Genomic DNA, 23,730 nt, shown 5'->3' with positions numbered 1-23,730 from the left:
CCGCGCCGCACGGATCCGCATACTTCCTGCGCTCGATCTCACGGTTGGATGCCGTCCACCTGTATAATGCCAGCGCCGGGCCCGCGATTCCTCGGATGGCCCGGGCGGTCGATCGGGAGTACCCGGATGGAACAGTTCGTCAACATCACCACGCGCCGACCGATGAGGGCGGTCACGCTGACCGATGGAGCGGTCGCCAAGGTGCGTGAACTGCTGGTCTCCGAGGGGGACCCGGCCCTAGCCCTGCGCATGGCCGTCCGCCCCGGAGGGTGTTCCGGCTTCTCCTACGAGATGTTCTTCGACTCTGACAGATCCGAGGCCGACGTAGTCGAGGAGTTCGAGGGCCTCTACGTGGTGGTGGACCGCCAGAGCGTGGACCTGTTGCGCGGCTCGACCCTGGACTACCAGGACGGCCTCATGGGGGCGGGTTTCGCCATCAACAACCCGAACGTCAGCAGGTCGTGCGGTTGCGGCAATAGCTTTAGCTAGTTGCTAGTTACTAGTTGCTAGTTATCAATGACAACGCGCAGTAAATGCTGCGAACTCATCGGTCGCCGCAGTCGGGCGCCCGAGCTCGCCACAACGCGCGGTAGCCTCTGATCCTCAGCCAACGGAGGCATCGCCATGGCAAGAAAGACCCTCGAGACCCCCAGTGCCCCACCTGCCATAGGTCCGTACACGGTGGCGGTCGAGGCCGCCGGCCTGGTGTTCCTGTCGGGTCAAGTGGCACTCATACCGGAGGGTGGACGGGAAGACGGCGACGTCTCTGCGCAGACGCGTCAGGTGATGAACAACATCGGCGCCATGCTGGGCGACATCGGCCTGGGTTACTCCGACATCGTCAAGACCACCATCTTCATGGTTGACATCGGGGACTACGCCGCTATCAACGCGGTGTACGCGGAGTATTTCGAGGGTGATGCCCCGGCCCGGTCGGCGGTGGAGGTGTCGGCCCTGCCCGGCGGGTTCCTGGTCGAGATCGAGATCGTGGCCACCCGGAGCGGGAACCAGGCCTGAGGTCGGCTCCATGCGGCCCGGCGACCATGTCGAATCATCGGGTCGGGCGCCAACCGCTTCCTATCGCGAGAGCGGCACCGTGGAGGCGTGGAACGAGCGCTACGCGAGCAGAGGCATGGTGTGGGGAACCGAGCCCAACCGGTTCCTCGCCGCTTACGCAACCGGGCTCACCCCTCGCCGGGTCCTTGACCTCGGGTGTGGGCAGGGACGCAACGCCGTGTGGCTGGCCACCCAAGGCCATCGGGTCACCGGGGTCGACCTATCCCCGGTGGCCGTGGAACAGGCCCGCCGGATGGCGGGAGACCGCACGGTGGATGTGCTCTTCGAGGTGGCGGACGTGGTGGAGGACTGGACGCCGCCGCCGGGCGCCTTCGACCTGGTGGTTCTCTCGTACCTGCAGCTCGCGCCACATGACCGCCGGGTGGCTCATGCCAAGGCCGCGGAAGCCGTGGCTCCCGGGGGGACGGTCTGGCTGATCGCCCATCACTCCGACAACATCACGGACGGGTTCGGAGGACCCCAGCATCCGGAGGTGTTGTTCGACGAGAAGGCTCTCGCCGCCGATTTCGGCCAGTTGGAGTTGTTGCGGAACGAGAAGGTCTTCCGTGAAGTGGAGGGCGAGGACGGCGTGGTGCGGGTGGCCCACGACATCCTGCTGGTAGCCACCAAAGCCGCACGACCGGACGGATGAATCGAGTCGAGGTGGTCCGGCACCATCCCGCCACCAGAACGGGGCGCGGCCACGCCTGATCGGCAGACGACCGGAACACGCATGCGTTTCCGATTCATGCTCGGGCGGACTAGCCTTGCGACGCCACGCCCCACGAGGCCCGGGTGCGTTGATCGCAACGGGTAGAGGCGACCACTCGCCAGGCGGTCGACTCACTGCGGCATGGGGGATTCCGCTGATGAGAGGATGATGGAATGGCTTACAGAGCGATGTATATCTGGTCGGACGGGACCGATCCGACCCCGCTCCTGCGGTCGAAGACCAACGTGCTCAAGGACGGCGAAGAGCCGGGCATCTGGGGCTTCGACGGATCAAGCACCAACCAGGCGCCCGGAGGCGACTCGGATGTGGTGCTCAGGCCGGTGAAGACCGTTCCCGACCCGATCAGGGGCGGCGACGACATTCTCGTGCTCTCCGAGTGCCTGACGCCCGACCTCGAACCCCACCCCACCAATACCCGGGCCGCCTGCGTGGCAGCCTACGAGAAGTACGCCGACTTCAACCCGATCTTCGGATTGGAGCAGGAATACACCTTCATCACGATGATGGATCCGACGGCCAGCCAGTACTACGGACCCCCGCCGGGGTTCCCGCTCGGCGGGTATCCGGCCCCCCAGGGCCCGTACTACTGCTCCGTGGGCGCCAATCGCGCCTTCGGGAGGCCCGTGGTGGATGCGCACAGCCAGGCCTGCATCGACGCCGGCCTGTCGATCGAGGGCACCAACGCCGAAGTGATGCCGGGGCAGTGGGAATACCAGATCGGGCCGCTGCCGCCCGTCGAGGTATCCGACCAGATCCTGATCGCCCGCTGGATGATCGAGCGGATCGCCGAGGACTACGGCCTCCAGGTGACCCTGCATCCGAAGCCGGTACTGGGTGACTGGAACGGCGCCGGATGCCACACCAACGTCTCGACTCGCCAGATGATGGAGAACTACGACGCCGTCATCGCCGCTTGCGAGGCTCTGGGCGCCAACGCGCAGGAGCACGTCAAGAACTACGGCGCCGACATCGAGATGCGGTTGACCGGGGCCCACGAGACCCAGCGCTACGACCAGTTCAACTACGCGGTGTCCGACCGGGGCGCATCCGTGAGGATCCCCTGGACCACCTACAAGAACCAGAGGGGCTACATCGAGGATCGCCGTCCCAACTCGAACTGCGATCCCTACCTGGTTACCCGCCTGATCATGGAGACCATCTGCGGAGCGGCCTCCTCCTGAACCAACCGACCCTGTGGTCTGAGGCCCGATGCGTGCAGCAATGCGCGCATCGGGCCTTTACTCTTTCGCACCCTCGCCGGCGGCCGGTAAGGCCTACTCGCGGGAGCCGACCTTCTCTCTCTCCTTGCCCGGTATTCCGATCAGCGCGCCGGTCAGCAGACCGACGTCCCTGACCAACTGGAGTAGCAAAGCGCCGTGCCTCTCCAGGCGCTCATCCTGTCGGTCCAGCCGCCCGTCCTGCCGGTCGAACCGCTCATCCTGCTTGGCGAAGCCTTCCCTGATCGCCGCATCTTGGCGGTCGAAGCGCTCGTTGGTAAGGGCCTTGAACTCATCGAGGCTTCTCTCGATGCTTCGGGCCAGCACGAACACGACCCGCCAGAAGAAAGCGACCGAGATGCCGAACAATCCGACGACCACTGCATAGTCCATATTGCTTAACTCCATTGCTGCCAGTGTAGCCCAGAGCACGGGATGGATGTTGAGCTACACACCCTGCTTCTAGTCATCCCACACTCCATATATCGCTATCCGATGATGGTTTCAAGGGGGCTGGTCGGCGAAGCCTCAGTAGTAGCCAGCGTGTCGGGACAGGCAAGGAGTCATCGGGAACGTGCCCGGAACTGTCAGGCGGCGCCGAAGCCCTGCCGGACGATCTCGCTGATCTGGTCGACCTGTTGTTCGAAGCTGGCCGCTGCGGCCCGGAACTCCACCATGGCCGCTCGGCGGTCCTCGCCGGTGTCGGGCGCTCTCAATCCGGTCAGGGCGGCGGCTGCTGCTTCTGCGACTGCGGCCGCCGACTCGTAGACCCGCTGGTGAGCGTCGGTCAACCCGGCCACGTCCTCTGGGGGCCGGTGGAGCTCCACCGCCTCGCTGAAGACCACGGCGCGCTCGGAGGCAGCGACCATGCCGGCCTCCGTCTCGGCGAAGGTAACACCGGTCTCATCCCGGTTCTCCCAGGCGTCGTTGACAGCGTTCAACTCCTCGACCAGCGCCGCCAGCGCCGTCTTGTCCTCGGCCAGGTTGGTGAGGTACACCTCGATCTCGGGCGGCAGGAGGGTCGTAGGAGTGGTGTCTTCGGTCGTCTCGGTCCCGCCATCACCGGCGGATGTGTCCTCAACGGCCGCCGAGGTTGCGGTCGTGGGCCGAGTAGTGCCCGTTGCACCGGAAGTAATCTCGACGGCAGGCGGCTCCAGACGGTTCACCCAGACCCAGGTGAACAGGATCATTCCCAGCACTACCAAGGGCAATACCCACCGGCCGGGCCTGGGGTCGGGGTTGGACACCATAGCGAACAACGTTAGTCCGCACGCGACCGGTTTCCGGTTATCCCTGCCCGGCGGGGCATGCGACCGTGCTGGAAACGAGGCCATATTCGGGGTATGTTGTCCGGAGGCGCGATGTTCGTCGGCACCGGGAGGAGCGAAAGGGTCCGCCCGTGCCAAACCTTCCACCTCCAACCGACGACCAGGTGAGCGAGCACATCCCGTGGGAACAGCTCACCATCCCTGCCCAACCCGACCGCAAGATACTGATCTACGGCATCGCAGCCGGCCTGGTCGTGGTGGTGCTGGGCATGGTGGTCTTCCGCCAGATCAACCGGCCATCGGCACCGGATCTGATGCCGGTCACGCCGATCGCCGTCGCATCCGAACCGCTGGCCACGACCTCCACCCTCCCACCCGTGGCTGACCGGCAGGGACCGGGCCCGGCTACCGTGGCCCTGGCCGAGCCGGAGGTCACCACCCGGATCTCGGAGGCCGACCTCATGGCGGTCGACCGGCAAGGTACGGAGAGGACTCTCGCGGGCACCGCCGAGTGGCTGGTGTTGGAGTTCTTCACCATCGATCCATCGGAAGTGTGGACCGATCGGGTGCAGGCCGCTTCGGGCCTCCGATTGCCCGACGGAGTGGCGCCTGAGCCGTCCAGCGCCGAAACCGTGTCCTATGTGGAATGGACCCGGACCCGATCCGTGACCCAGACCGGACCGGATACCTACCGAGCCGCCGTCCTGATCCGCCGATTGGTGGCGCCGGACGGAGCCGCATTCCAGCGGCTTCCGGTGGAGCGGGTGGAAGTCGACCTCCGGGTAGAGCCGGATGGTGAGGTACGAGCCCTTTCGCTGCCCGAGATCTCCGCTCCGACCGAGACGGAGTTACTCCCGCTGCCGGAGACCGAGCTGACGTGGGTGGTGGACTCGGCCGGTATCGGTTGGCCGGTGACACGTTGATCGACGGTTCCCCATGACGCTATGCCTTCAAGACGGCGCAGTCGGCTACGGGCGGATTGAACGGGCCGCGCTGACCAGTCGGTGGATCTCGGTCCCGTCCTCGCTACCACTCTCGCACGCCTGCGCCCAACCGGCGGCGTCCGAACGGTACGTGTCATCCTCGATGGTGACGGATGCCCCCTGACGGAGAAGATGCCGCACCATATCGAGTCGGCCGAATTGGATGGCGAAGTGCAACGCGGTCGTATTCCGGTACGGGCGCGCGTCGACATCCACCCCCGTTCCCAGGAGGTAGTCGACGACCTCCTTCCGGTCGTTGGCCGCGGCGAGCACCAAGGCCTCATTCACGACTTCGGCCGGGTCATCGGTCGGCGGACAGCCCACGGGTCTGCCCACGTCGGCCCAGTCCGGCCGGTAGGGGCCCGGGTCCGCCAGCAACGAACCGTCGGTCGCCACCCACTCCCTGACCATCGGCAGCAGGCCCGCAGCCGCGGCCAGCCACAGCGTTTGCCGGTGGAGTCCATGCTGGACCAGCACGTCGGCGGCCTGGGTGGAACTGTGCATGGCGGCCGACTCCAGCGGCGTGATGCCGGCGTCGGCTCGGGCGGTAGGGTCGGCGCCGGCCGCTAGGAGTTGGGAGCACAGATCCGCCAGGTTCCAGCAGGCAGCGAGATTCAAGGCCCGATCCAGTTCGGAGCCGGCGTCGATCAGCACGTCGACTAGTTCGGGTGAAGCAGGTCCGGCTTCGGGTTGCGTCATCAATTCAAGCAACGTGTTGCCACCCACCGCGAGGGTCACCGCCTCCGGGTCGGTGTCGAGAGCCGCTCGAAGCCCGTCCGCGTCGCCGGATCGAATGGCTCGAAGAGCGCAGAGCAGCCGATCCTCCTGGCCCGGACGTGTTGCGCATGACTCCACACCAGAATCGTACTTGTGGTCTGTCTAGTCCGGAAAGTGCCTCTCGAGAATGACCACGACCGCGGGTTCGATGCCGGACCAGTCGGCGTCCGGTGCCTTGGTGACGGTGACGAAGTCGGCGGTCATGAAGACGCTCATCACCCCCTCGATCCCGAACAGCTCGCCGGCCACGGGGTCGTCTCCGGCGTTGGCCGCTACGTAGCTGCGGGGACCGCCCACCTCCACCCCGACGCCGAACTTCAGCGCGTTGGGATTGGGGGTGTATTGGGGGACGATCGGCACCGGACCTCCTTTGCCGGAGATGCTAATCCCGTCCCGTGTGCACAACCCCGTAACCACTACCATCACCTTGTGCGATCCCTCGAACTCGAGCTCCGTCGCCGGCTCGGTGACGAGCAGGTGGCCTCCGATCCGCTCGACCTGTACGTCTTCGGCAAGGATTCCGGACTGGTACGCGGCGAGCCGGGACTGGTGGTCTTCCCCCGCAGTACCGGCGAGGTAGCCACGATCATGCGCCTGGCCGGGCGTCACGGCGTGCCGGTGGTGCCGCGCGGCTCGGGAACCGGCCTGGCAGGTGGAGCGGTCACCACCGGGCCCCACGTGCTGCTGGTCACAACCCGCATGAACCGTATCGGCCCCGTCGATGTCGAGAACAGGTGCGTCTGGGTACAGCCCGGGGTCATCAACCTGGACCTCAGCATCCACACCACCCCGTTCGGCCTCCACTACGCGCCCGATCCCTCATCCCAGTCGGTCTGCACGATCGGGGGCAACGTGGCCAACAACTCGGGGGGACCGCACTGCCTGGCCGAGGGAACCACCGTCAACCACGTGCTGGCGATGGAGATAGTGACGCCGGACGGCGACATCGTGCCGATAGGCGGGCCGGCGCCGGATCCGACCGGACTCGACATACGAGGGTTGATGGTGGGCTCCGAGGGCACGCTGGGCATCGTCACCGACGTCCTGGTGAACCTGCTGCCGAACCCGCCCGCGTCCCGCACCATCCTGCTGGCCTTTCCCGAGGTGCAGAACGCGGCCGCCACCGTGTCGGGAATCATCGCCAACGGGCTGATCCCGGCAGCCCTCGAGATGATGGACCAGCCGATGACGATCGCGGTGGAGCGTTTTGCGAATGCCGGCTTTCCAACCGAGTCGGCGGCCGTGCTGATCGCCGAGGTGACCGGACATCCGTCAGCGGTGGACGCCGAGGCCGAGCTGGTGCGCCGGCTGGCCGTCTCCCATCGGGCCACCCTGACCCGGATAGCCTCCGACGAGGCCGAACGGAAGCGGATCTGGTTGGGTCGCAAGTCGGCCTTCGGCGCCATCGCCCAGATGAATCCCGACTATTACCTGCACGACACGGTGGTACCCCGGACCCGGCTTGTGGAAGCCATAGAAGAGACCTATGCCATCTCGAAGCGTCACGGCATCCCGATGCTGAACGTCTTCCATGCCGGTGACGGCAACCTGCACCCGCTCATGTCGTTCGATGCTTCCGTGCCAGGGGTCATGGAGCGGGTGGACGCTGCCGGGAGAGACCTCATCGAGATGTGCGTAGCCATCGGCGGTTCGCTGTCCGGTGAGCACGGCATCGGCATGGAGAAGCGGGATTACATGCCCCTGGTCTTCGACGAGATGGGCCTCGATGCCCAGGCGCGCATCCGCGAGGCTTTCGATCCCGACGGAAGGCTGAACCCCGGCAAGATCGTGCCACAGGGCTCACGATGCTTCGACTTCGGCCGTCCGCCACCGGTGGGGGTCTGGGTTTGAGCCTCGCCAGCTCGACGGACGGGGTCTCGGGCCTACCGACCGCCACGCCCGAGACCATCGAGGAGGCGGCCGGCCTGATGGCCAACCTGCCGGCCGGAGGAGACCGCATCCGGATCCACGGCGGTGGCTCCCACCGGGGCATCGGATACCCGGTGACCTCCGACGTGGTCCTTTCCACGTCCCGGCTGGATCGCGTGGTGGCGTGGGAGCCGGACGACCTGACCGTGGTGGTGGAGGCCGGGGTGCTGGTCGAGGAACTCGAGCAGATGCTGGCGTCGAAGGGCCAGACCGCCCTGCTGCCCGAGCAACCTGGAACCGGCACGGTGGGCGGCGCGATCGCCACCGCCATATCCGGATGGCGGCGTTACCGGTACGGCCCGATCCGGGACCGGGTGCTGGAGACGACCCTGGTGTCCAGCGATGGGCGGGTGGTCACCGCCGGCGGCCGGGTGGTGAAGAACGTGACCGGGTACGACATTCCCCGCCTCGCCACCGGCTCGCTCGGAGCCATGGGCCTGATCGCCCGGGTCTGCCTCAAGTTATGGCCGGTCCCACAGGCATCCGCGACCGTGCCCGTGGAGTCCCCCGAAGAGGCGCTCGAGGTGGCCTATCGGCCTCTGGCCGTATTGGAGACCCGGGAGGGCACCGCCGTATTCCTCGGAGGCACCCCCGAGGAGGTGTCAGGCCAGGCTGCCGCGCTGGGCGCCATACCCACCCCGGGGCTCAACTGGCCGGACCATCCGTCCGGAGCGGTTCGCTTCTCGGTGCGGACCCCGCCTTCGTCCCTGCGTGGCATCGTCGATGGGCTCGACCCGGGCTGGACGTACCTGGCTCAATTCGGAGTCGGCGAGGTAACGGTTGGCGCCGACGAGGTCGACCTCGAGGAACTCGGCGAGTTGAGGGGCCGGGCCGAGTCCCTCGGAGGGGCTCTGTTGATGCTGGACGCGCCCCAATCGGTAGCCGGGGCGTTCGACCCGTGGGGAACGCCGCCCCCATCGATCGAGATCCAGCGGCGAGTCGTCAACCTGTTCGATCCCGGCCGCAGGATCAACCGGGGCATCCTGCCGGGCCGGATCTGAGATGAGCTGGGTCACCCCTCACGCGCCACGCCCGGACGAACTCTCCTCATGCATCCAGTGCGGGCTGTGCCTGCCCAGCTGCCCTACCTTCCGGCTGACCGGACTCGAGACCGCCTCGCCGCGGGGACGGCTGACCGCCATGTCGGCGGTGGCCGCCGGAAGACCCGTGGACGGCCGCTTCGAGGAGATCATGGGGGCATGCCTGCAGTGCCGTGCCTGCGAGGTCGTGTGCCCATCGTTCGTGCCGTTCGGCCGGGCCATGGAGGGCGCCAGGGCCGAGATAGCCGCCCAGACCTCGGGAATCGACCGCCGGCTCCGGCGGCTGGTGACGGCCCGCCTGCTGCGTAGCCGGATGGCGGTTCGATTCGGGACGCTGGCCGCTTCGATCGCCCAGTCACTCCGGCTCACCAGGCTGGCGCCGCGCCGGATCCGGGGCAACGTGGCGGGGCTCCGACCGCTCAAGGGGAGGCCTCCCTCGATCGTGGGGAGGACCAGGACCGCGGAGGGGGAGAAACGGGGGGTGGCCGCTCTGTTGGCCGGTTGCGTCATGGACGCCTGGTTCGGAGACGTCCACACCGCCACCCTCGAGCTGCTGGCGGCGGCGGGGTGGGAGGTCGTCTCGCCCAGGGGCCAGACCTGTTGCGGGGCGCTCGCCGCGCATGACGGCTGGGCGGATGACACCCGGAAGATGGCCTCCGTGAACATGGCGGCCTTCCGGGATGTGGATCTGGTGGTCGTCAATTCGGCCGGATGCGGGGCCCATATGAAGGAGTACGACCATTGGGTTGACGACGGGGAGCAACTTGCCGCCAGGGTGGCCGATGTGAACGAGGTGGTGGCGGAGGCGATCGCCGACGGGAGGCTTCCCCGACTGAGCACCGATGGCGGCCTGGTGGCGGTACAGGACCCATGCCATCTCCGGCACGTGCAGCGGATTACCGACCAGCCCCGGACAATCCTGGCCGCGGCCGGGCTGACCGCTGTCGAGATCGACCCGAACGGCCTGTGTTGTGGCGCGGCTGGCATCTACAGCCTGCTGGAACCTGAGATGTCACGCCGCCTGGGCTCCTCGAAGGCGGAACAGGTGGAGGCGACGGGAGCTTCTCTCGTAGCCAGTGCCAATCCGGGATGCGAGATCCAACTGCGCACCTACTTGAGCCAACTCGGGCATGAGGCCCGGGTGGCTCATCCGGTGGAGCTCTACTGGGAGGCTCTGCAGCGGGCGGAGAGACGGGCAGCCGTCCGGTGACCGACTACCGACCATATGACCGGCGGCGCCGGAACCTACTCGAACTGCTCCCCCCGATCCTCCAGCCCGGTTCCGAGCTCTGGCGGTGGGGGATCATCGGCATGCAGTCGCTGCGGATGGCGCTCGGCGTGGTCCTGGCCGTCATCGGCACCGGACTCGCCGGGATGGGGATCGGGCTGGCCCTGGGTGGGTTCGGACTGCTCACGCTCGACCTGGCACCGCCGGAGTCCGAAGTCCTGGCGGTCGGGGTAGCGGTGTTGATGCTCGGCGCGGCGGCTATCGGCCTGGCCACCGAGTGGGGATTCGGGCCCTCCGGCCTGCGGGTGGCGGCCGAGCCGTGGGAGACGTTGCTTACCTGGGTGCCGGCCATTCTGGTCGGTATCTGGGTGACCGGCCCGCTGGCAGGCCTGGCGACCTCCAGCCTGGCCCGCTTCTCCGAATTGTTCGACCTCGTGCCGGCGTATCTGGGCGTGGTGGGCAGCCGGGCCTGGCCGGCAGGTCTGATCGCCCTGGCGCTGGCCTGGCCGGCCCTCCAGTACGGAGCACCTCGCTACCCGTGGATCGCCGCCAACGTTCCCTCCCTCCTCTACGCGCCCTGGATGCTCCTCGTAATCCTGGAATACCGGAGCGGCTGAGCCGCGGCCGGCGCCCGGCCGCACCTACATGCGAGCCGGAACTTCGATACCCAGCAGGTCGAGCAGGAGATCCAGCACGCGGCGGGAGGTCCGGACCGTCCCCAACCACGAGGACTGCAGTCGGGGGTCGGGCTCGGTCAGGATGTGGCAGGCCTCGTAGAAGCGACTGAAGTCGGCGGCAACCTCGTAGGCGAACTCAGCCAGGTGGTTGGGGGCGCGCAGGTCCATGGCCCGGTCGATCACCTCGGGTAGCTGGAGGAGCCGTAGCAGGAGCCTGGTCTCCGTCTCGTGCTGCGGCGCCAGGATGGCGCCCGGCGCCAATCCCCGGCGAGCGGCCCGGGCAAGGATCGAATCCATGCGCACGGCCGCCATCTGCAGGTAGGGACCGGTCTTACCTTCCAGCGCGGTGAAGCGGCGCACGTCGAAGACGTAGTTGGACGTACGGTTGTTGACCAGGTCGCCGAACTTGAGGGCGGCGATCCCGACCTGACGCGCTATCACCGCTCGTTCGGCCCCGGGATAGAGGGCTGCCAGATCCGACTCTTCCAGACGGGCCGCCGCGGCGTTCGTGACCATGTCGATCAGGTCTCCCAACCTGAGCACACCGCCCTCCCGTGTCTTGAAGGGTGTGCCATCAGGCCCGTTCATGGTTCCGAATCCGATGTGCTCCATGGCTGCCCCTCCGGACAGGCCGGCCCGGCGGGCGGCCCGGAACACCTGCTCGAGGTGGTAGGACTGGCGAGAGTCGACCACGTAGAGGATTAGGTCCGCCCCCAGTTCCGAGACCCTCATCTGGATGGTGGCCACGTCGGTGGTGCCGTATAGGAAGGCCCCGTGGGAGGTCTCCAGCACGAGGGGCGTGATCTCGGCCTTGTCGTCAGGCCGGCTCACTTCGATCACCACCGCTCCAGCCGACCGGACCGCAATCCCCCGGGCGAGGGTCCCATCCACCATCGGTCGGAGCAGGTCCCGGACCGTGCTCTCCCCGTACCAGAGGTCGAACTCCACCCCCAGGTCGGAGAAGTCCTGCTCCTGGGAGGCGCGGGACACCCGGACGAAGTGTTCCCAGAGGGCCACGTACCCGGGCCGGCCCGACTGGAGATCGGTGGTGGCCCGCCGGGCTTCGGTGGCCACCTCCTCGTCCTCCGCCACCTGGCGGGCCATGTCCGGATACCACTCCTGGAGATCGGCCAGCGTGATGGAGAGGGGCTCTTCGTAGGGACCCTCGTAGGTTCCGTCGAAGTGGGCCAGGTCCGGATGTCGCCGGCGGGTGGCCACGATGAGCATGCCCATCTGGAGGCCCCAGTCACCGAAGTGGGCGTCTCCCAACACCTCGTGTCCCGCGAAACGGAAGAGGCGCTTGATCGTGTCTCCGATGATCGTGGCCCGAAGGTGCCCGACATGCATCGCCTTGGCGACATTCGGCCCCGCATAGTCCACTATCACATTGAGGGGGAGTCCGACCGCGGGCACGCCCAACCTCCCGTCCCCCGCCATGGCGTCCACGTAGCCGGCCAGGGTCCGGCCGGTCACGGTCAGGTTGATGAAACCCGGCCCGGCGATCGACACCGAGGCGAGCCTGCGGTCGCCTTCGATCTGTGTCACCACCTGCCCGGCTATGGAACGCGGGTCGCGAGCGGCGCTTCGAGCGGCAGCCAGCGCGCCGTTGCACTGGAACTGTCCTAGGTCGGGACGATCCGAGACCTGGACGGCTCCGAACGAGGCGTCCAGACCGGCGGATTCGAAACCGGCCGCAACGATCCTGGTCAGATCCGAGAGAAGGCTCATACGAACCCGGCAGGATAGACCCGGGCCCGGAAACCACGCGATAAGTGGTGAGCGGCTCTCAGACGATCCCCGGACTTCCTACCAGCGCCCGAGCGATGGCGAACCAGGCACCGGCGACCATGAAGGGACCGAACGGTAGGTGATCGTGGCGGGTGATGCGACGCAGGGCCAGTAGCAGAACACCCACCGCTCCGGCCAGCAGGAACCCGCCGGCCAAGGCCGCGACGGTGGTTTCCCAGCCGTGGTAGCCGGTGAACAGTCCCAGCAGGAGGGCCAGCTTGACATCGCCCATCCCGATAGCGCCCCGGGTCAGCAGGGCCGGGATCAGCAGCGCGACCGAGTAACCGAGGCCGCCGGCCAGCGCTTCCGGCAGGTCGCCGATACGACCGTCCAGAAGGGCGCCACCGGAGAGCAGCAGCAGACCCACCACGACGCCGGGTACTAGCACCCGGTTGGGAAGGCGGTAGCTCCGCAGGTCGACGAAGCTCATAACCACGGTCACCGCCACCATCCACAGAAACGATGCGAGGGCCCACTGCGCGCCTGCCAAACCGACCGTACCGGCCCAGGCAGCCGCGGTCACCGGCTCCACCAGCCGGTAGAACGCCCCGGCGGACCGGTTGCATCGGGAACAGGAGCCCCGGCTTCCCGCCCACCACCAGAGGGGCACGTAATCCGCCGGGCGCACAGGACAGTCGCAGCTCGGTCGGCGGGCCATGACCGACCGGACCGGCGCCCGATCCAACTCGGCTCGGATCATTGGCAGCAGGAGTCGGCCCACCCATAGGCCCAGAAATCCCGTGACCAGGTAGAGCATTATCGCCTACGCGGTGGGCGGATCCCGGTGTCCGGTGAGCGCCTCCAGCATCACGGTCGGAGGCACCTCCACGCCGGTCCAGATGGCGAACGAGGCGGCCCCCTGGCCGACCAGCACCAACTCCCCGGACGCCACCGGCAGGTCCCGCGCCGCCAGCGCCGCCTCGGCCGGGGTCTGCCCGCGGCCGTAGGCCAGTTCCAGCAGGCCCGCCGCCTCGTCCAGCACGCCGGCCGGGAGGGCCTCGCCGCGCATGCCGAGCGGGGTCGCATTGACCAGTACCGCCCCGGCCACCGGCCGGCCCCACGGCGCGACCACGGCCTTGGCGCCCACGCGGGCTACCAGCTGGTGGGCCGCGTCCGGCCGTCGCGCCGCCACCCGGACGTCGCGATCGGCCAGCGCCAGGAGCGCCGCCGCGGCAGCCGAGCCCGCGCCCAGCAGCAACACGGGAGCATCGTCGGGGAGTCGGGCATGCTGCCAGGCGAAGCGCACTCCCGCCGGGTCGGTGGAGTCGGCGTGGAGCCCGCCCTTCTCGATCCAGAGGGTATTGGCGCCGCCCGAGCGGATCACCGCCTCCGAGCGCCTGTCGGCCAACCCGGCGGCCAGGGCCTTATGGGGCATCGTCACGTTGGCGCCGGTCAGGCGCCCGGACCGGAGGTCGTCTGCCGCCCGTCTCATGCCGATGTGATCGACCTGACGCCTCCGGTATACCCCCTCGAGTCCCGCGAACTCCAGGGCGGCGGCGTGGATGACCGGCGAGAGCGAATGGGCCACCGGATCGCCTAGGACGGCCAGACGCAGGAACGCCATCGGGATCAACCGATCCCCAGGGCGTCCGCCTGCTGCTTGGCCACCAGGAAGTCGTCGTAGTCGGCGAAGAAGGAGTGGGATCCATCCTCCGAGGTGAGAACGTAATAGAGGAACTCGGTATCGGCCGGCTCGATGACCGCTTCGATGGACTTGGCGCCCGGCGCACCGATGGGCGTCGGCGGGAGACCGGCTATCAGGTAGGTGTTGTAGGGGGACTCGAACTGGAGGTCCTCGAGCGTGGGCGACCGGCCCCGGTCTTCCATGGCGTAGAGAACGGTGGCGTCGATCTGGAGCGGCATGCCTCGCTCCAGCCGGTTGTTGATAACGCTGGCGATCAGCGGCCGGTCCTCATCCGTTCCGGCCTCGGCCTCGACCAGAGAGGCCATTACGAGCCCTTCGTACACCGAGAAGCCTCGCGTGGTAACAGTGGACCAGTCGTACGCCTCCAGCCGTCGCTCCATCTCGGTCGCCAGCCGTTGCAGCATCTCCGACGGGGTGGCGTCGCCGAAGAACTCGTAGGTAGCCGGGAAGAGAAGCCCCTCCCATACCGATCGCTCGAGACCCGCGGGCAGGTAGGGGGATGTCACGTCCCCGCTCGTGAGGGCAGCCGTGAAGTCCTCTTCCGAGTAGTTGCGGGTGGCCAGGGCCAGGACGTCCAGGACCTCGTGGAGGCGGAGTCCTTCGACCACCGTCACCCGGAACACATCGAGAGGCGGCCCTGCTATGAGAAGGTCGACGATCTCGTCGAGGTCGGTCCCGGTGACCAGCTCGTAGGTACCAGCCTTGAGGAGGCTGCCTGCCTCGCGCGTCCGGACCAAGGACTCGAACTCGATGGCCGACGGCACCACACCGTTGCCCACCAGGATGCCGGCGATGCTGCGGGCGCTGGACCCCGACGGTATCTCCACCACCACGGTGCGGCCCGGCTCGACCTCGGCGGTCTGATCTCCTCCACCGAGCCCGCCCAGCCTGCTGACCCAGTTGCCCAGGCCCGCGCCCCCCACCATCAGCGCGTAGGTGACGACAGCAGCCACCAGCAGGCCGGTGATGGCGCCGCGGGCGCGGATCAGCCATCGATCGTCACCTCCGTTGTGACCCTCCGGTGGAACGTCCGGTCGCCGGTAGGCACTCATTCGACCCTCGGGCGGGCTTGGCTATCGAGATAACCCTGCAGCATCACCGCGGCCGCCACCTTGTCGACCCGTCGGCGGCGCTTGGCCCGCGATGTCCCAGCCGCCACCAGGACGCTCTCGGCGATCCGGGTGGTCAGGCGCTCGTCGTACAGGACCACCTCCACCCCGACGAGGGGGCGGAGCCGATCGACGAACCGGCGGGTCCTGCGGGCAGCAGCGTGCTCGCTTCCATCGAGGGAAACCGGCAGCCCCACCACCACCTTGGCCACATCCTCCGCACCGACCATGTCGGCCAGCCGGCGGCCGAGGCCCGGGCCAGCCTCGAGTACTACGAAGGGATGGGCGGCGATACCGAGACGGTCGGAGAGAGCAACACCCACGCGCCGGCTTCCGTAGTCGATGCCCATGATGCGGCTGGCTCCTCCCGGTCCGGCGCTCATCAGGCACTCAGACGGCGCGCCACCGCCTCCCGGATCGCGTCCAGAGCCTCGCCTACCTTGTCGCCCCTGGGTCCGCCCGCCTGTGACAACTCGGGATCGCGACTGCCGCCTCCTCCGAGGAGCTTGGCGCCCACCAGCACCAGATCGGCCACCGAGACACCCCTGTCGACCAGGTCACGGGTCGCCAGGCCGACCAGCGCCCCCTTTCCGCCCGCCCGGCTCCCCAGCACCACGACGCCGGACCCGAGCCGGTCCCGGACCTGCGCCCCCACCTGGCGCAACGCCACCGGGGCGTGATCGTCGAGTTCGGCCACCAGCCACGAGGTATCGCCGGTACGCCGGGCGGCACCGGCCAGGTCGGCGGCGATCGCAGTCCTCTCCTGCCGGCGGCGCTGGTCCAATTCGCTCTGGATGGCGTCGGCCCGCTCGGCGAGCCGGCGCACTCCCGCCGGGACCTCCGACATCGACAGGCCAAGGAAGCGACCTACGTCGGTCAGTTGCTCCCTCGCTTCCCTGGCATAGGAATAGGCGGCCATACCGGTCAGAGCCTCCACCCGGCGCACGTTCGATCCGATAGAGGATTCGGAGGTGACCAGCAGCGGTCCTACCTCCGCGGAACTGCCCACATGGGTGCCACCGCAGAACTCGACCGAGAAGTCCCCCACCGAGACCACCCGCACCCGCTCACCGTACTTGTCACCGAAGAAGGCCAGCGCCCCCATCGCCTCGGCCTCGTCCTTGGACGTCTCGAGCAGGCCCACATGATGGTTGTCCACGACCCGCTGGTTGACCAACTGCTCCACCTCGCCGAGCTCTTCGGCGGCCACCGCCGTGTAGTGGCTGAAGTCGAAGCGGAGCCGCCCGTCCTGGACCAGGGAACCGGCCTGGTTGGCGTGCTCCCCTATCACCTCCCGGAGCGCCCAATGGAGGAGGTGAGTACCGGTGTGGGACTTGCGGATGCGGTCGCGCCGGGGGCTGTCGACACGGGCATCCACTTCCTGGCCGGTCTGGACGAACCCGCTCTTCACCTTGCCGTGGTGGCCGTGCAAGCCGGTCACGGCCGCTTGCGTGTCGCCTACCTCGATCTGTCCGGTCACCGACGCGATCAACCCGACATCACCCACCTGCCCACCGGCCTCGGCGTAGAACGGTGACCTGTTCAGGAAGACCTCCACCTCCTGACCCTTCTCGGCCCTCTCCACCAACTCCCCCTCCCGGAGTATGGCCAGGACCAGGGCGGGCGAGTCGTCCCTGACGTAACCCAGGAACTCGGTGGGGCCTACGGTGTCGAGGATTCGCTTGTAGGAGTCCACGCGGACCGCCTCGGCTCCCCCCTTCCAAGCGGCCTTGGCGCGGGCCCTCTGGGCGGCCATCTCGGCCTCGAACCCGTCCAGGTCCACCTCGCGCCGCTGCTCCTCCACGATCTCCCGGGTGAGGTCGATCGGGAAGCCGTACGTGTCATGCAGCTTGAAGGCCAGGGCGCCCGACACAACGGCACCCGGCTCCGAACCCACCAGTGCCTCGTCCAGCATCTGGGTCCCGGCGGCGAGGGTGCGCCGGAATCGGGACTCCTCACGCTCGAAGACGTGCCGGATGAAGTCGAGGTTGGCCTTGAGTTCCGGGTAGGCATCCTCCATGATGTCGGCGGTCACCTCGGCCAGCCGGGGCATGATGAGGCTCTCGCTACCCAGTTGCCAGGCGTGGCGCACCGCTCGACGGATCAGGCGCCTCACCACGTAACCCCGGCCTTCGTTTCCGGGCAGGGCGAGGTCGCCGATGAGGAACGTGGAGGCGCGGGCGTGGTCGGCCAGCAGGCGAAGCGCCACGTCGACCCGTTCGTCCTCGCCATAGGTCCGGCCCAGGGCCCCGGAGGCGGCCGCCAGCACGTCATGGACGCAGTCGGCCTCGAAAAGAGTGTCGACTCCCTGGAGGATCATGGCCAGACGCTCCAGCCCGGTGCCAGTATCAATCCCCTTGGCAGGGATGTCGCCGACAACGTGATAGGGCTCATCCTGGATGTTCTGCATGAAGACCAGGTTCCAGAGCTCCACGAACCGGTCCTCGCCACCACCGATCGGGCCCCCGTCAGGCCCGTAGGCAGGGCCCCGGTCGATGAAGATCTCCGAGCACGGACCGCACGGACCGGGAATGCCCATCTGCCAGAAGTTGTCCTTACCGCCCCGCTGCACCCGATCAGGTGGAACCCCGATCGAGTCGATCCAGATCTCCTCGGCCTCGTCGTCGGTCTCGTACACCGTGTACCAGAGACGTTCGGGATCCAGGCCGAGCGGTCCGGTGACGAAATCGAAGGCGTAGCGGATGGCCAGTTCCTTGAAGTAGTCACCGAAGGAGAAGTTGCCGAGCATCTCGAACATGGTGAGATGGCGGGCAGTGGTGCCGATGATGTCGATGTCGACCGTTCGCACGCACTTCTGGATGCTGACCGCCCGGGGCCAGGGCGGCTCCTCCTCCCCGAGGAAATAGGGCTTGAACGGGACCATGCCGGCGTTGGTCACGAGCAGCGTCGGGTCGGTGGGGATCAGCGACGCGGACGGCCGAACTACGTGATTGCGTTCGGCAAAGAAGTCGGTGAAGGCGCGCCGGATGGCATTGGCTCGCATCCGTTGCAGGTTAGCCCTGAGCGGCAGGTTGCCGGTGACCCCGGATCAGGAGCGCGAATTCACTCATCCACGGTGCGAACCCGAGCCACGACCGTCCTATCGGTGCTAATCGCCTGCCCTGGTAGGACGGCCCAGTACCCGGTCCCATTCCTCGAGCCGGTCGGCAACGCCCGCCTCCCTGCCCTGGCGGGTGGGTCGATAGAGGATCCTCCCCTCCATCTGCTCCGGAAGGTGAGGCTGCTGAACGAGATGTCCCGGTCCCGTGTGGGGATCAACATATCCCGCCGGCGTGCCGTCTACCTGCGACGACACCAGCCGCCCGCCGGTGGAGCGGAGATGGGCGGGAACGGTGGCGGCGGGTGTCTCCTCGACCGCCCGGCGGGTCGCGCCCATCGATCTCTTCACCGAGTCGGACTTGGGAGCGGTGGCCAGGTAGATCGCGGCCTGCGACAGGTTGTAGGCCGCCTCGGGCAGGCCGACCATCGCCAGGGCCTGAGCGGCGGCCACCGCCTGGACCAGAGCGTCCGGGTCGGCCATGCCCACGTCCTCGGAGGCGAAGATGACCATCCGTCGTGCCACGAACTCCGGATCCTCGCCTGCCGACAGCATGGTGTGGAGCCAGTAGAGGGCGGCGTCGGGGTCGGAGCCCCGCATCGACTTTATGAAGGCCGAGATGACGTCGTAGTGCTGGTCGCCCTTCTTGTCGTAGCGGATGATGCGGCGCTGGAGGGCCTCCTCCACATCCCGGTAGGTGATGGTGGTCCGTCCGCCGCCGCCGGCCACGATGGCGGCCAGTTCCAAGACGTTGAGCGATAGCCGGGCGTCCCCTCCCGCCCGACGGGCCAGGGCCTCGGCGGCCGACGGGTCGATCGCCATCGCTGCGGAACCCAGCCCCCTCTCGCGGTCGGTCAGGGCCCGCTCGAGAAGCTCGACCACTTCGGCAGCGGACAGCGGAACCAGACGGAGCAGGGTGCATCGGCTGATCAGGGGGGAGTTGACCTCGAAGAACGGGTTCTCGGTGGTAGCGCCGACCAGTATGACGGTGCCGTTCTCGACCCCGGGCAGCAGGGCGTCCTGCTGGGCCTTGTTGAAGCGATGGATCTCGTCCAGGAAGAGCACCGTTCGAGTCCCTTGCTCCCCGAGCCGGCGCTCCGCTCCCTCCAGGACCCGGCGGACGTCACGCACCCCGTGAGCGGACGCGGTCAGCTGCTCGAATACCGCGTCGCTCTCGGAGGCCATGAGCCGGGCCAGGGTCGTCTTACCGGTACCCGGCGGTCCGAACAGCAGGACCGACACCAGGCGGCCGGATTCGACCATGGCGCGGAATGCGGCGCCCTTCCCGAGAAGATCGGGCTGGCCCACCACCTCTTGCAAGGACCGGGGACGCATGCGGTCGGCCAGCGGGGCCACCCGGCGCCGGCGTCTCTCCCGGCCGGCGGAGAACAGGTCGGGTTCGGACGGCATCCCGGTTACCGGTCAGGATCCGGCGGGCTCGGAAGGCCCCGTCGGGGGTTGGTCCGTGGCGGCCAGGGCCGCCTTGGCGGTGGCCGTGAGGTCCAGGCCGAGTTCCTCCAGGTGGTCATCGACCACCCGGGTCGGAGCGGTGGTGAGCGGATCGGCGCCGCTCTGGGTCTTGGGGAACGGGATCACCTCCCTGATACTGATCTCGTTCTGGAGGATGGCCACCAGGCGATCGATCCCCACCGCGAAGCCGGCATGGGGTGGCGTCCCGTAGGCAAGGGCCTCGAGGAACCAGCCGAAACGTGACTCAGCCTCCTCATCGGAGATGCCCAGGGTCTCGAACACGGCCCGCTGGGTATCGGGGTCATGGATCCGCACAGACCCGGAGCCCAGCTCGGACCCGTTGAGCACCAGGTCGTATGCCTGAGCCACGGCCGTCTCCGGCCGCTCCCGCATCTCCTCCACCGAGACCGGTGCGGTAAAGGGATGGTGTGAGGGAACCAGGTCACCACCCTCGGTCGTCTCGAAGACCGGAAAGTCCACTATCCAGGCGAAACACAATTCCTCATGACTACCGGGCCGTCCCAGATCCAGGCGGATCGCCCCCAGCACCGAGGAGGCCATGGCGGCCTCGCCGGCCACCAGCAACAACAAGTCGCCGGGCGATGCATCGAGACTCCGGGTCGCCTCCGCTATCTCGGCGGCGTCGAGGAACTTGGCCACGGGCGACCGCCAACCGCCGCCATCCTTGACCACGGCCCAGACCAGGCCGGCGGCGCCCAATTCCCTGGCCCGGCCCACCAGACCGTCCAACTCTGCCCGGGAGGGACTCATCGGCCCGGCGTTGATGCCCCGGACCACGCCCCCCGAGGCGAGAGCGCCGGCGAAGCCGCGGAAGCCGGTGCCCGAGAACGCATCCGACAGCTCGGTCACCTCCATGCCGAAACGTAGATCCGGCTTGTCGGTGCCGTAGCGGGCCAGCGCCTCGTCGTAAGTGATCCTGGGTAGTGGTAGTGGGAGCTCGGCGCCGCGCAGGTCTCGCACCACGGCCGCCACCACCTGCTCGATGGCGGCGAAGACGTCCTCCCGCTCCCAGAACGATCCCTCCAGGTCCAGCTGGGTGAACTCGATCTGGCGATCGGCCCGGGTGTCCTCGTCCCGGTAGCAGCGGGCGATCTGGTAGTAGCGCTCCACCCCGGCAATCATGAGCAACTGCTTGAAGAGCTGAGGACTCTGGGGTAGGGCGTAGAACCGGCCGAGCCGCAGCCGGCTCGGTACCAGGAAGTCCCGGGCTCCCTCGGGCGTCGAGTTGACGAGCGTGGGGGTCTCCACATCCAGGAAGCCCAGGCCGTCGAGAGTGCGCCGTATGGCGCTGATGCACCGGGAACGGGCTCGCAGATTGGCGGCCATGCGGGGGCGGCGCAGATCCAGATAGCGATACTCGAGCCGGACCCGCTCCTCCGAGTGGGAACGGTCGTCGATCATGAACGGGAGTGGCGCCGCCCTGCTCAACACCTCGAGCACACCGGCTTCGACCTCGAAGTCCCCGGTGGGGAGGTCAGGGTTCTCGGTCCCGGCCGGGCGCCGGCGGAGCGTACCCTCCACGCGGACGCAGTACTCCATGCGGAGGTCCGATGCGGACGGGACCACAGCCGGATCGACCACCACTTGCACTATCCCCCGCCCGTCCCTCAGGTCGAAGAACGAGATACCGCCCAGGTCCCTGACCCGAGCCACCCAGCCGGCCACCCTCACATGCTGATCCAGCTGATCGGGTCCCAGCTCGTCGGCGAAATGCGAACGGTAAGCGGTCATGACCCGCCTCCCGCGGGACCGCCGATGACCCAAGCCGCCACCTCGCCGGCCGGTATGGTGCGCTCATCGCCCGAGCTGAGGTCCTTGACGGTCACCAACCCGTCGTCCCACTCGGCGCCGATCACCACCGCTGCCGCCGCATCACGTCGATTGGCCGCCCGGAACTGCGCCTTGACGGATCGGCGGCCCGCCACCAGGTCACACCGGACCCCCGCCGCCCTGAGGCGACGGGCGAAGGCATGGGCGAGGCTGCGGCGCTCCTGGTCGGCCACCACCAGGAACACGTCCAGCGCCCTCGCCGGCGGGCTCTGCCCGGCCGCCGACAGTATCCGGTCGAGCCCCAGCGCCAGACCTACGCCCGGTAGATCGCCGCCGCCGAGCAGCCGGGACAATCCGTCGTAACGGCCGCCGCCACCGACCGCGTTATGGGCCGCGGCATAGCTTGGCGGGATGTACTCGAACACGGTGCGGTTGTAGTAGTCCAGCCCCCGCACCAACCGGGGGGCGTGGCGGTGCGCGATTCCCCGCTCCTGGAGACCGGCGAGGAGCTGGCTGTGATGGGCGGCCGCCTCCCCTTCCAGATAGTCGACGGGAACGGGAGCGTCAGCCACCACTTCCTGGTCGGCTTTGGAATCGAGCACCCGCAAGGGGTTGGTATGGATCCGCCGGCGGGCATCCTTGGAGAACAGGTGGCTTCGCTCGGCAAGCCAGCCCGACAGCCGGGCGTGGTAGGCCACCCGATCCGGGGCGTCACCGATGGAGTTCACGTGCACGACCACGTCGCCGAGGCCGCAATCCAGCAGGTAGCGATAGCCGAGTTCGATCACCTCCAGGTCGGCCTCGGCGTCAGGGGCGCCCAGGTACTCGACCCCCAATTGCCAGAACTGCCGGCGACGGCCCTCCTGCGGGCGTTCATACCGGAAGCACGGCCCCGAGTAGGCGCCCTTGAACTCGCCCGACAGGCCCCCCTGGATGTAGGCCCTCAGAACACTGGCGGTGACCTCGGGACGGAGAGTGAGATGCCGCCCTCCCTTGTCCCGGAAGCTGTACATCTGCTTCTCGACCACCTCGGTAGCCTCGCCCACCCCCCGTGCGAACAGGTCGGTGGCCTCGAATATGGGGGTGGCGACGTAGGCATACCCGTACTGTTCGGCCAGCAAGTCCCAGGAACGGAGCAGCTCGCGCCAGCGCCGGGACTCCGGGGGCAATACGTCGTCGGTGCCCTTGGGCGCCCGGAAGCTCATGCACACACCCGGGAGGGTGCTGAAGAAGACGGGGATCTTGGTTGGCCGCACATCTTGACCAGGGGTTTCATTCTAGGCCTCCAGGCCAACTGGACATTTTTCAGTACCCTCCCAGAAAGGGATTGGAACGCCGCTCGCGGCCGATCGTGGTCGAGGGACCATGGCCCGGCATGACGGTTACCCCGTCGTCGAGGGGGATCACTTTCTCCCTCATGCTCTTCATGAGGGTCTGGTAATCCCCGCCGGGGAGGTCGGTTCGGCCGATCGAGCCGGCGAACAGCTGGTCGCCCGAGAAGAGTATCGCCTCTTCGGACAGATAGAAACAACAGTGCCCGGGAGTATGTCCGGGCGTAGCCACTACGTCGAGCCGGAGTCCGGCCAGATCGAGAGACAGGCCGTCGGAGAGCTCCCGATAGCTCTCGGGCGACCGGTAGTCCCCCGGCGGAACGGTCCCCATCAAGGTGCGGAGCTGCTCCTCCGGACGACGGGCCAGGAAGTCATCATCAGGGTGGAGGTAGACGGAGACCCCGGTTCCGGCCACGAAGCTACCGGCGCCTCCCAGGTGATCGACATGGCCATGGGTGACCAGTAGGGCCGTCGGGACCAGGTCATGCGCCGCCAGCAGACCGGCGACGGGGTCGAGGCAGTCCGGTGGAGCATCGATGACGACAGCCGGCCCGCCGGTCTCGGGGGCGACCACGTAGGTGTTGGTGGCGGCCAGCCACAACTCGAGTCGACGGATGAGCATACGGCGGC

23 protein-coding genes are annotated in these 23,730 nt (G+C 67.9%); 9 read left to right on the top strand and 14 right to left on the bottom strand.

The genetic code is table 11. The features are described from left to right. Window positions 1-126 precede the first annotated feature (126 nt). The 4 genes from OXK16_12590 (at window position 127) to OXK16_12575 (ending at window position 2,970) form a co-directional block, all read left to right on the top strand. Window positions 127-489, top strand: coding sequence for an iron-sulfur cluster assembly accessory protein (locus tag OXK16_12590; GenBank protein ID MDE0376781.1), 363 nt, complete (start codon window positions 127-129; stop codon window positions 487-489). Between the two features lie 135 nt (window positions 490-624). After that, window positions 625-1,017, top strand: coding sequence for a Rid family detoxifying hydrolase (locus tag OXK16_12585; protein ID MDE0376780.1), 393 nt, complete (start codon window positions 625-627; stop codon window positions 1,015-1,017). A 10-nt stretch (window positions 1,018-1,027) separates the two neighbouring features. Further along, on the top strand, window positions 1,028-1,708 hold the full coding sequence (locus OXK16_12580) for a class I SAM-dependent methyltransferase (GenBank protein ID MDE0376779.1): 681 nt from the start codon (window positions 1,028-1,030) through the stop codon (window positions 1,706-1,708). Window positions 1,709-1,941: 233 nt separating this feature from the next. Continuing rightward, window positions 1,942-2,970, top strand: coding sequence for a glutamine synthetase beta-grasp domain-containing protein (locus tag OXK16_12575; GenBank protein ID MDE0376778.1), 1,029 nt, complete (start codon window positions 1,942-1,944; stop codon window positions 2,968-2,970). A gap of 93 nt (window positions 2,971-3,063) precedes the next feature. Here the strand turns inward: OXK16_12575 and OXK16_12570 are convergent, their stop codons facing one another. Both OXK16_12570 and OXK16_12565 read right to left on the bottom strand, forming a co-directional pair. Continuing rightward, the gene (locus tag OXK16_12570) at window positions 3,064-3,414 is read right to left on the bottom strand and encodes a hypothetical protein (protein MDE0376777.1); all 351 of its coding nucleotides are present in this window, start codon (window positions 3,412-3,414) and stop codon (window positions 3,064-3,066) included. 179 nt (window positions 3,415-3,593) lie between these two features. Next, window positions 3,594-4,211: a hypothetical protein gene (locus OXK16_12565; GenBank protein MDE0376776.1), complete on the bottom strand. Its 618-nt coding sequence runs from the start codon at window positions 4,209-4,211 to the stop codon at window positions 3,594-3,596. Between the two features lie 194 nt (window positions 4,212-4,405). Between OXK16_12565 and OXK16_12560 the strand changes: the two genes are divergently transcribed. Then, window positions 4,406-5,197 (top strand): hypothetical protein, encoded by a 792-nt coding sequence (locus tag OXK16_12560; GenBank protein MDE0376775.1) that lies wholly within the window; start codon window positions 4,406-4,408, stop codon window positions 5,195-5,197. A 45-nt stretch (window positions 5,198-5,242) separates the two neighbouring features. Here the strand turns inward: OXK16_12560 and OXK16_12555 are convergent, their stop codons facing one another. Beyond that, window positions 5,243-6,112 (bottom strand): ankyrin repeat domain-containing protein, encoded by an 870-nt coding sequence (locus OXK16_12555; GenBank protein MDE0376774.1) that lies wholly within the window; start codon window positions 6,110-6,112, stop codon window positions 5,243-5,245. 24 nt (window positions 6,113-6,136) lie between these two features. Continuing rightward, window positions 6,137-6,394: a NifU N-terminal domain-containing protein gene (locus tag OXK16_12550; GenBank protein MDE0376773.1), complete on the bottom strand. Its 258-nt coding sequence runs from the start codon at window positions 6,392-6,394 to the stop codon at window positions 6,137-6,139. Window positions 6,395-6,463: 69 nt separating this feature from the next. On the opposite strand from OXK16_12550, the gene OXK16_12545 reads away from it, so the two are divergent. Genes OXK16_12545 through OXK16_12530 form a run of 4 tightly spaced genes read left to right on the top strand, consistent with a single transcriptional unit; the run spans window position 6,464 to window position 10,848 of the window. Next, the gene (locus OXK16_12545) at window positions 6,464-7,885 is read left to right on the top strand and encodes an FAD-binding protein (protein MDE0376772.1); all 1,422 of its coding nucleotides are present in this window, start codon (window positions 6,464-6,466) and stop codon (window positions 7,883-7,885) included. Beyond that, window positions 7,882-8,964 (top strand): FAD-binding oxidoreductase, encoded by a 1,083-nt coding sequence (locus OXK16_12540; GenBank protein ID MDE0376771.1) that lies wholly within the window; start codon window positions 7,882-7,884, stop codon window positions 8,962-8,964. The genes OXK16_12545 and OXK16_12540 overlap by 4 nt, the downstream gene beginning before the upstream one ends. Window position 8,965: 1 nt before the next feature. Beyond that, a complete protein-coding gene (locus OXK16_12535; protein MDE0376770.1) occupies window positions 8,966-10,213 on the top strand; it encodes a (Fe-S)-binding protein in 1,248 nt (415 codons plus the stop codon). Then, a complete protein-coding gene (locus tag OXK16_12530) occupies window positions 10,210-10,848 on the top strand; it encodes a hypothetical protein (protein MDE0376769.1) in 639 nt (212 codons plus the stop codon). The genes OXK16_12535 and OXK16_12530 overlap by 4 nt, the downstream gene beginning before the upstream one ends. Window positions 10,849-10,872: 24 nt before the next feature. On the opposite strand, the gene argS is transcribed toward OXK16_12530, so the two are convergent. The 10 genes from argS to OXK16_12480 all read right to left on the bottom strand — a co-directional run bounded on the left by argS (window position 10,873) and on the right by OXK16_12480 (window position 23,722). Beyond that, window positions 10,873-12,636: an arginine--tRNA ligase gene (gene argS, locus OXK16_12525; GenBank protein MDE0376768.1), complete on the bottom strand. Its 1,764-nt coding sequence runs from the start codon at window positions 12,634-12,636 to the stop codon at window positions 10,873-10,875. Window positions 12,637-12,694: 58 nt separating this feature from the next. Continuing rightward, entirely contained in the window at window positions 12,695-13,453 is a 759-nt protein-coding gene (locus tag OXK16_12520) for an A24 family peptidase (protein ID MDE0376767.1), read from the bottom strand. Window positions 13,454-13,459: 6 nt separating this feature from the next. Beyond that, a complete protein-coding gene (locus OXK16_12515) occupies window positions 13,460-14,260 on the bottom strand; it encodes a hypothetical protein (protein MDE0376766.1) in 801 nt (266 codons plus the stop codon). 5 nt (window positions 14,261-14,265) lie between these two features. After that, on the bottom strand, window positions 14,266-15,393 hold the full coding sequence (gene mltG, locus OXK16_12510) for an endolytic transglycosylase MltG (GenBank protein MDE0376765.1): 1,128 nt from the start codon (window positions 15,391-15,393) through the stop codon (window positions 14,266-14,268). After that, the gene (gene ruvX / locus OXK16_12505; protein ID MDE0376764.1) at window positions 15,390-15,833 is read right to left on the bottom strand and encodes a Holliday junction resolvase RuvX; all 444 of its coding nucleotides are present in this window, start codon (window positions 15,831-15,833) and stop codon (window positions 15,390-15,392) included. Before ruvX ends, mltG begins: the two co-directional genes overlap by 4 nt. Further along, on the bottom strand, window positions 15,833-18,454 hold the full coding sequence (gene alaS / locus OXK16_12500) for an alanine--tRNA ligase (GenBank protein ID MDE0376763.1): 2,622 nt from the start codon (window positions 18,452-18,454) through the stop codon (window positions 15,833-15,835). Before alaS ends, ruvX begins: the two co-directional genes overlap by 1 nt. Before the next feature lie 105 nt (window positions 18,455-18,559). Beyond that, on the bottom strand, window positions 18,560-19,918 hold the full coding sequence (locus OXK16_12495) for a replication-associated recombination protein A (protein MDE0376762.1): 1,359 nt from the start codon (window positions 19,916-19,918) through the stop codon (window positions 18,560-18,562). Window positions 19,919-19,930: 12 nt separating this feature from the next. Further along, complete coding sequence (gene aspS / locus OXK16_12490) at window positions 19,931-21,730, bottom strand: aspartate--tRNA ligase (GenBank protein ID MDE0376761.1); 1,800 nt, start codon at window positions 21,728-21,730, stop codon at window positions 19,931-19,933. Then, the gene (gene hisS / locus OXK16_12485) at window positions 21,727-22,974 is read right to left on the bottom strand and encodes a histidine--tRNA ligase (GenBank protein MDE0376760.1); all 1,248 of its coding nucleotides are present in this window, start codon (window positions 22,972-22,974) and stop codon (window positions 21,727-21,729) included. Before hisS ends, aspS begins: the two co-directional genes overlap by 4 nt. Window positions 22,975-23,074: 100 nt before the next feature. Continuing rightward, window positions 23,075-23,722: an MBL fold metallo-hydrolase gene (locus OXK16_12480; protein ID MDE0376759.1), complete on the bottom strand. Its 648-nt coding sequence runs from the start codon at window positions 23,720-23,722 to the stop codon at window positions 23,075-23,077. Between the last annotated feature and the right edge of the window lie 8 nt (window positions 23,723-23,730).

The sequence above is a fragment of the bacterium genome (assembly GCA_028821235.1).
Classification (GTDB): domain Bacteria; phylum Actinomycetota; class Acidimicrobiia; order Spongiisociales; family Spongiisociaceae; genus Spongiisocius.
Note: the sequence above shows the minus strand (reverse complement) of the source record. Positions and strands in the feature narration are given on the sequence as shown.

What these genes read in the sequence shown, in the direction of transcription:
- OXK16_12480 (MDE0376759.1), bottom strand. Translation starts at nt 23,722, where the DNA reads ATGCTCATCCGTCGACTCGAGTTGTGGCTGGCCGCCACCAACACCTAC.
- OXK16_12580 (MDE0376779.1), top strand. Translation starts at nt 1,028, where the DNA reads ATGCGGCCCGGCGACCATGTCGAATCATCGGGTCGGGCGCCAACCGCT.
- OXK16_12570 (MDE0376777.1), bottom strand. Translation starts at nt 3,414, where the DNA reads ATGGAGTTAAGCAATATGGACTATGCAGTGGTCGTCGGATTGTTCGGC.
- OXK16_12515 (MDE0376766.1), bottom strand. Translation starts at nt 14,260, where the DNA reads ATGGCGTTCCTGCGTCTGGCCGTCCTAGGCGATCCGGTGGCCCATTCG.
- OXK16_12495 (MDE0376762.1), bottom strand. Translation starts at nt 19,918, where the DNA reads ATGCCGTCCGAACCCGACCTGTTCTCCGCCGGCCGGGAGAGACGCCGG.
- ruvX (MDE0376764.1), bottom strand. Translation starts at nt 15,833, where the DNA reads ATGAGCGCCGGACCGGGAGGAGCCAGCCGCATCATGGGCATCGACTAC.
- OXK16_12585 (MDE0376780.1), top strand. Translation starts at nt 625, where the DNA reads ATGGCAAGAAAGACCCTCGAGACCCCCAGTGCCCCACCTGCCATAGGT.
- alaS (MDE0376763.1), bottom strand. Translation starts at nt 18,454, where the DNA reads ATGCGAGCCAATGCCATCCGGCGCGCCTTCACCGACTTCTTTGCCGAA.
- hisS (MDE0376760.1), bottom strand. Translation starts at nt 22,974, where the DNA reads ATGAGCTTCCGGGCGCCCAAGGGCACCGACGACGTATTGCCCCCGGAG.
- OXK16_12590 (MDE0376781.1), top strand. Translation starts at nt 127, where the DNA reads ATGGAACAGTTCGTCAACATCACCACGCGCCGACCGATGAGGGCGGTC.
- mltG (MDE0376765.1), bottom strand. Translation starts at nt 15,393, where the DNA reads ATGAGTGCCTACCGGCGACCGGACGTTCCACCGGAGGGTCACAACGGA.
- OXK16_12575 (MDE0376778.1), top strand. Translation starts at nt 1,942, where the DNA reads ATGGCTTACAGAGCGATGTATATCTGGTCGGACGGGACCGATCCGACC.
- aspS (MDE0376761.1), bottom strand. Translation starts at nt 21,730, where the DNA reads ATGACCGCTTACCGTTCGCATTTCGCCGACGAGCTGGGACCCGATCAG.
- OXK16_12520 (MDE0376767.1), bottom strand. Translation starts at nt 13,453, where the DNA reads ATGCTCTACCTGGTCACGGGATTTCTGGGCCTATGGGTGGGCCGACTC.
- OXK16_12535 (MDE0376770.1), top strand. Translation starts at nt 8,966, where the DNA reads ATGAGCTGGGTCACCCCTCACGCGCCACGCCCGGACGAACTCTCCTCA.
- argS (MDE0376768.1), bottom strand. Translation starts at nt 12,636, where the DNA reads ATGAGCCTTCTCTCGGATCTGACCAGGATCGTTGCGGCCGGTTTCGAA.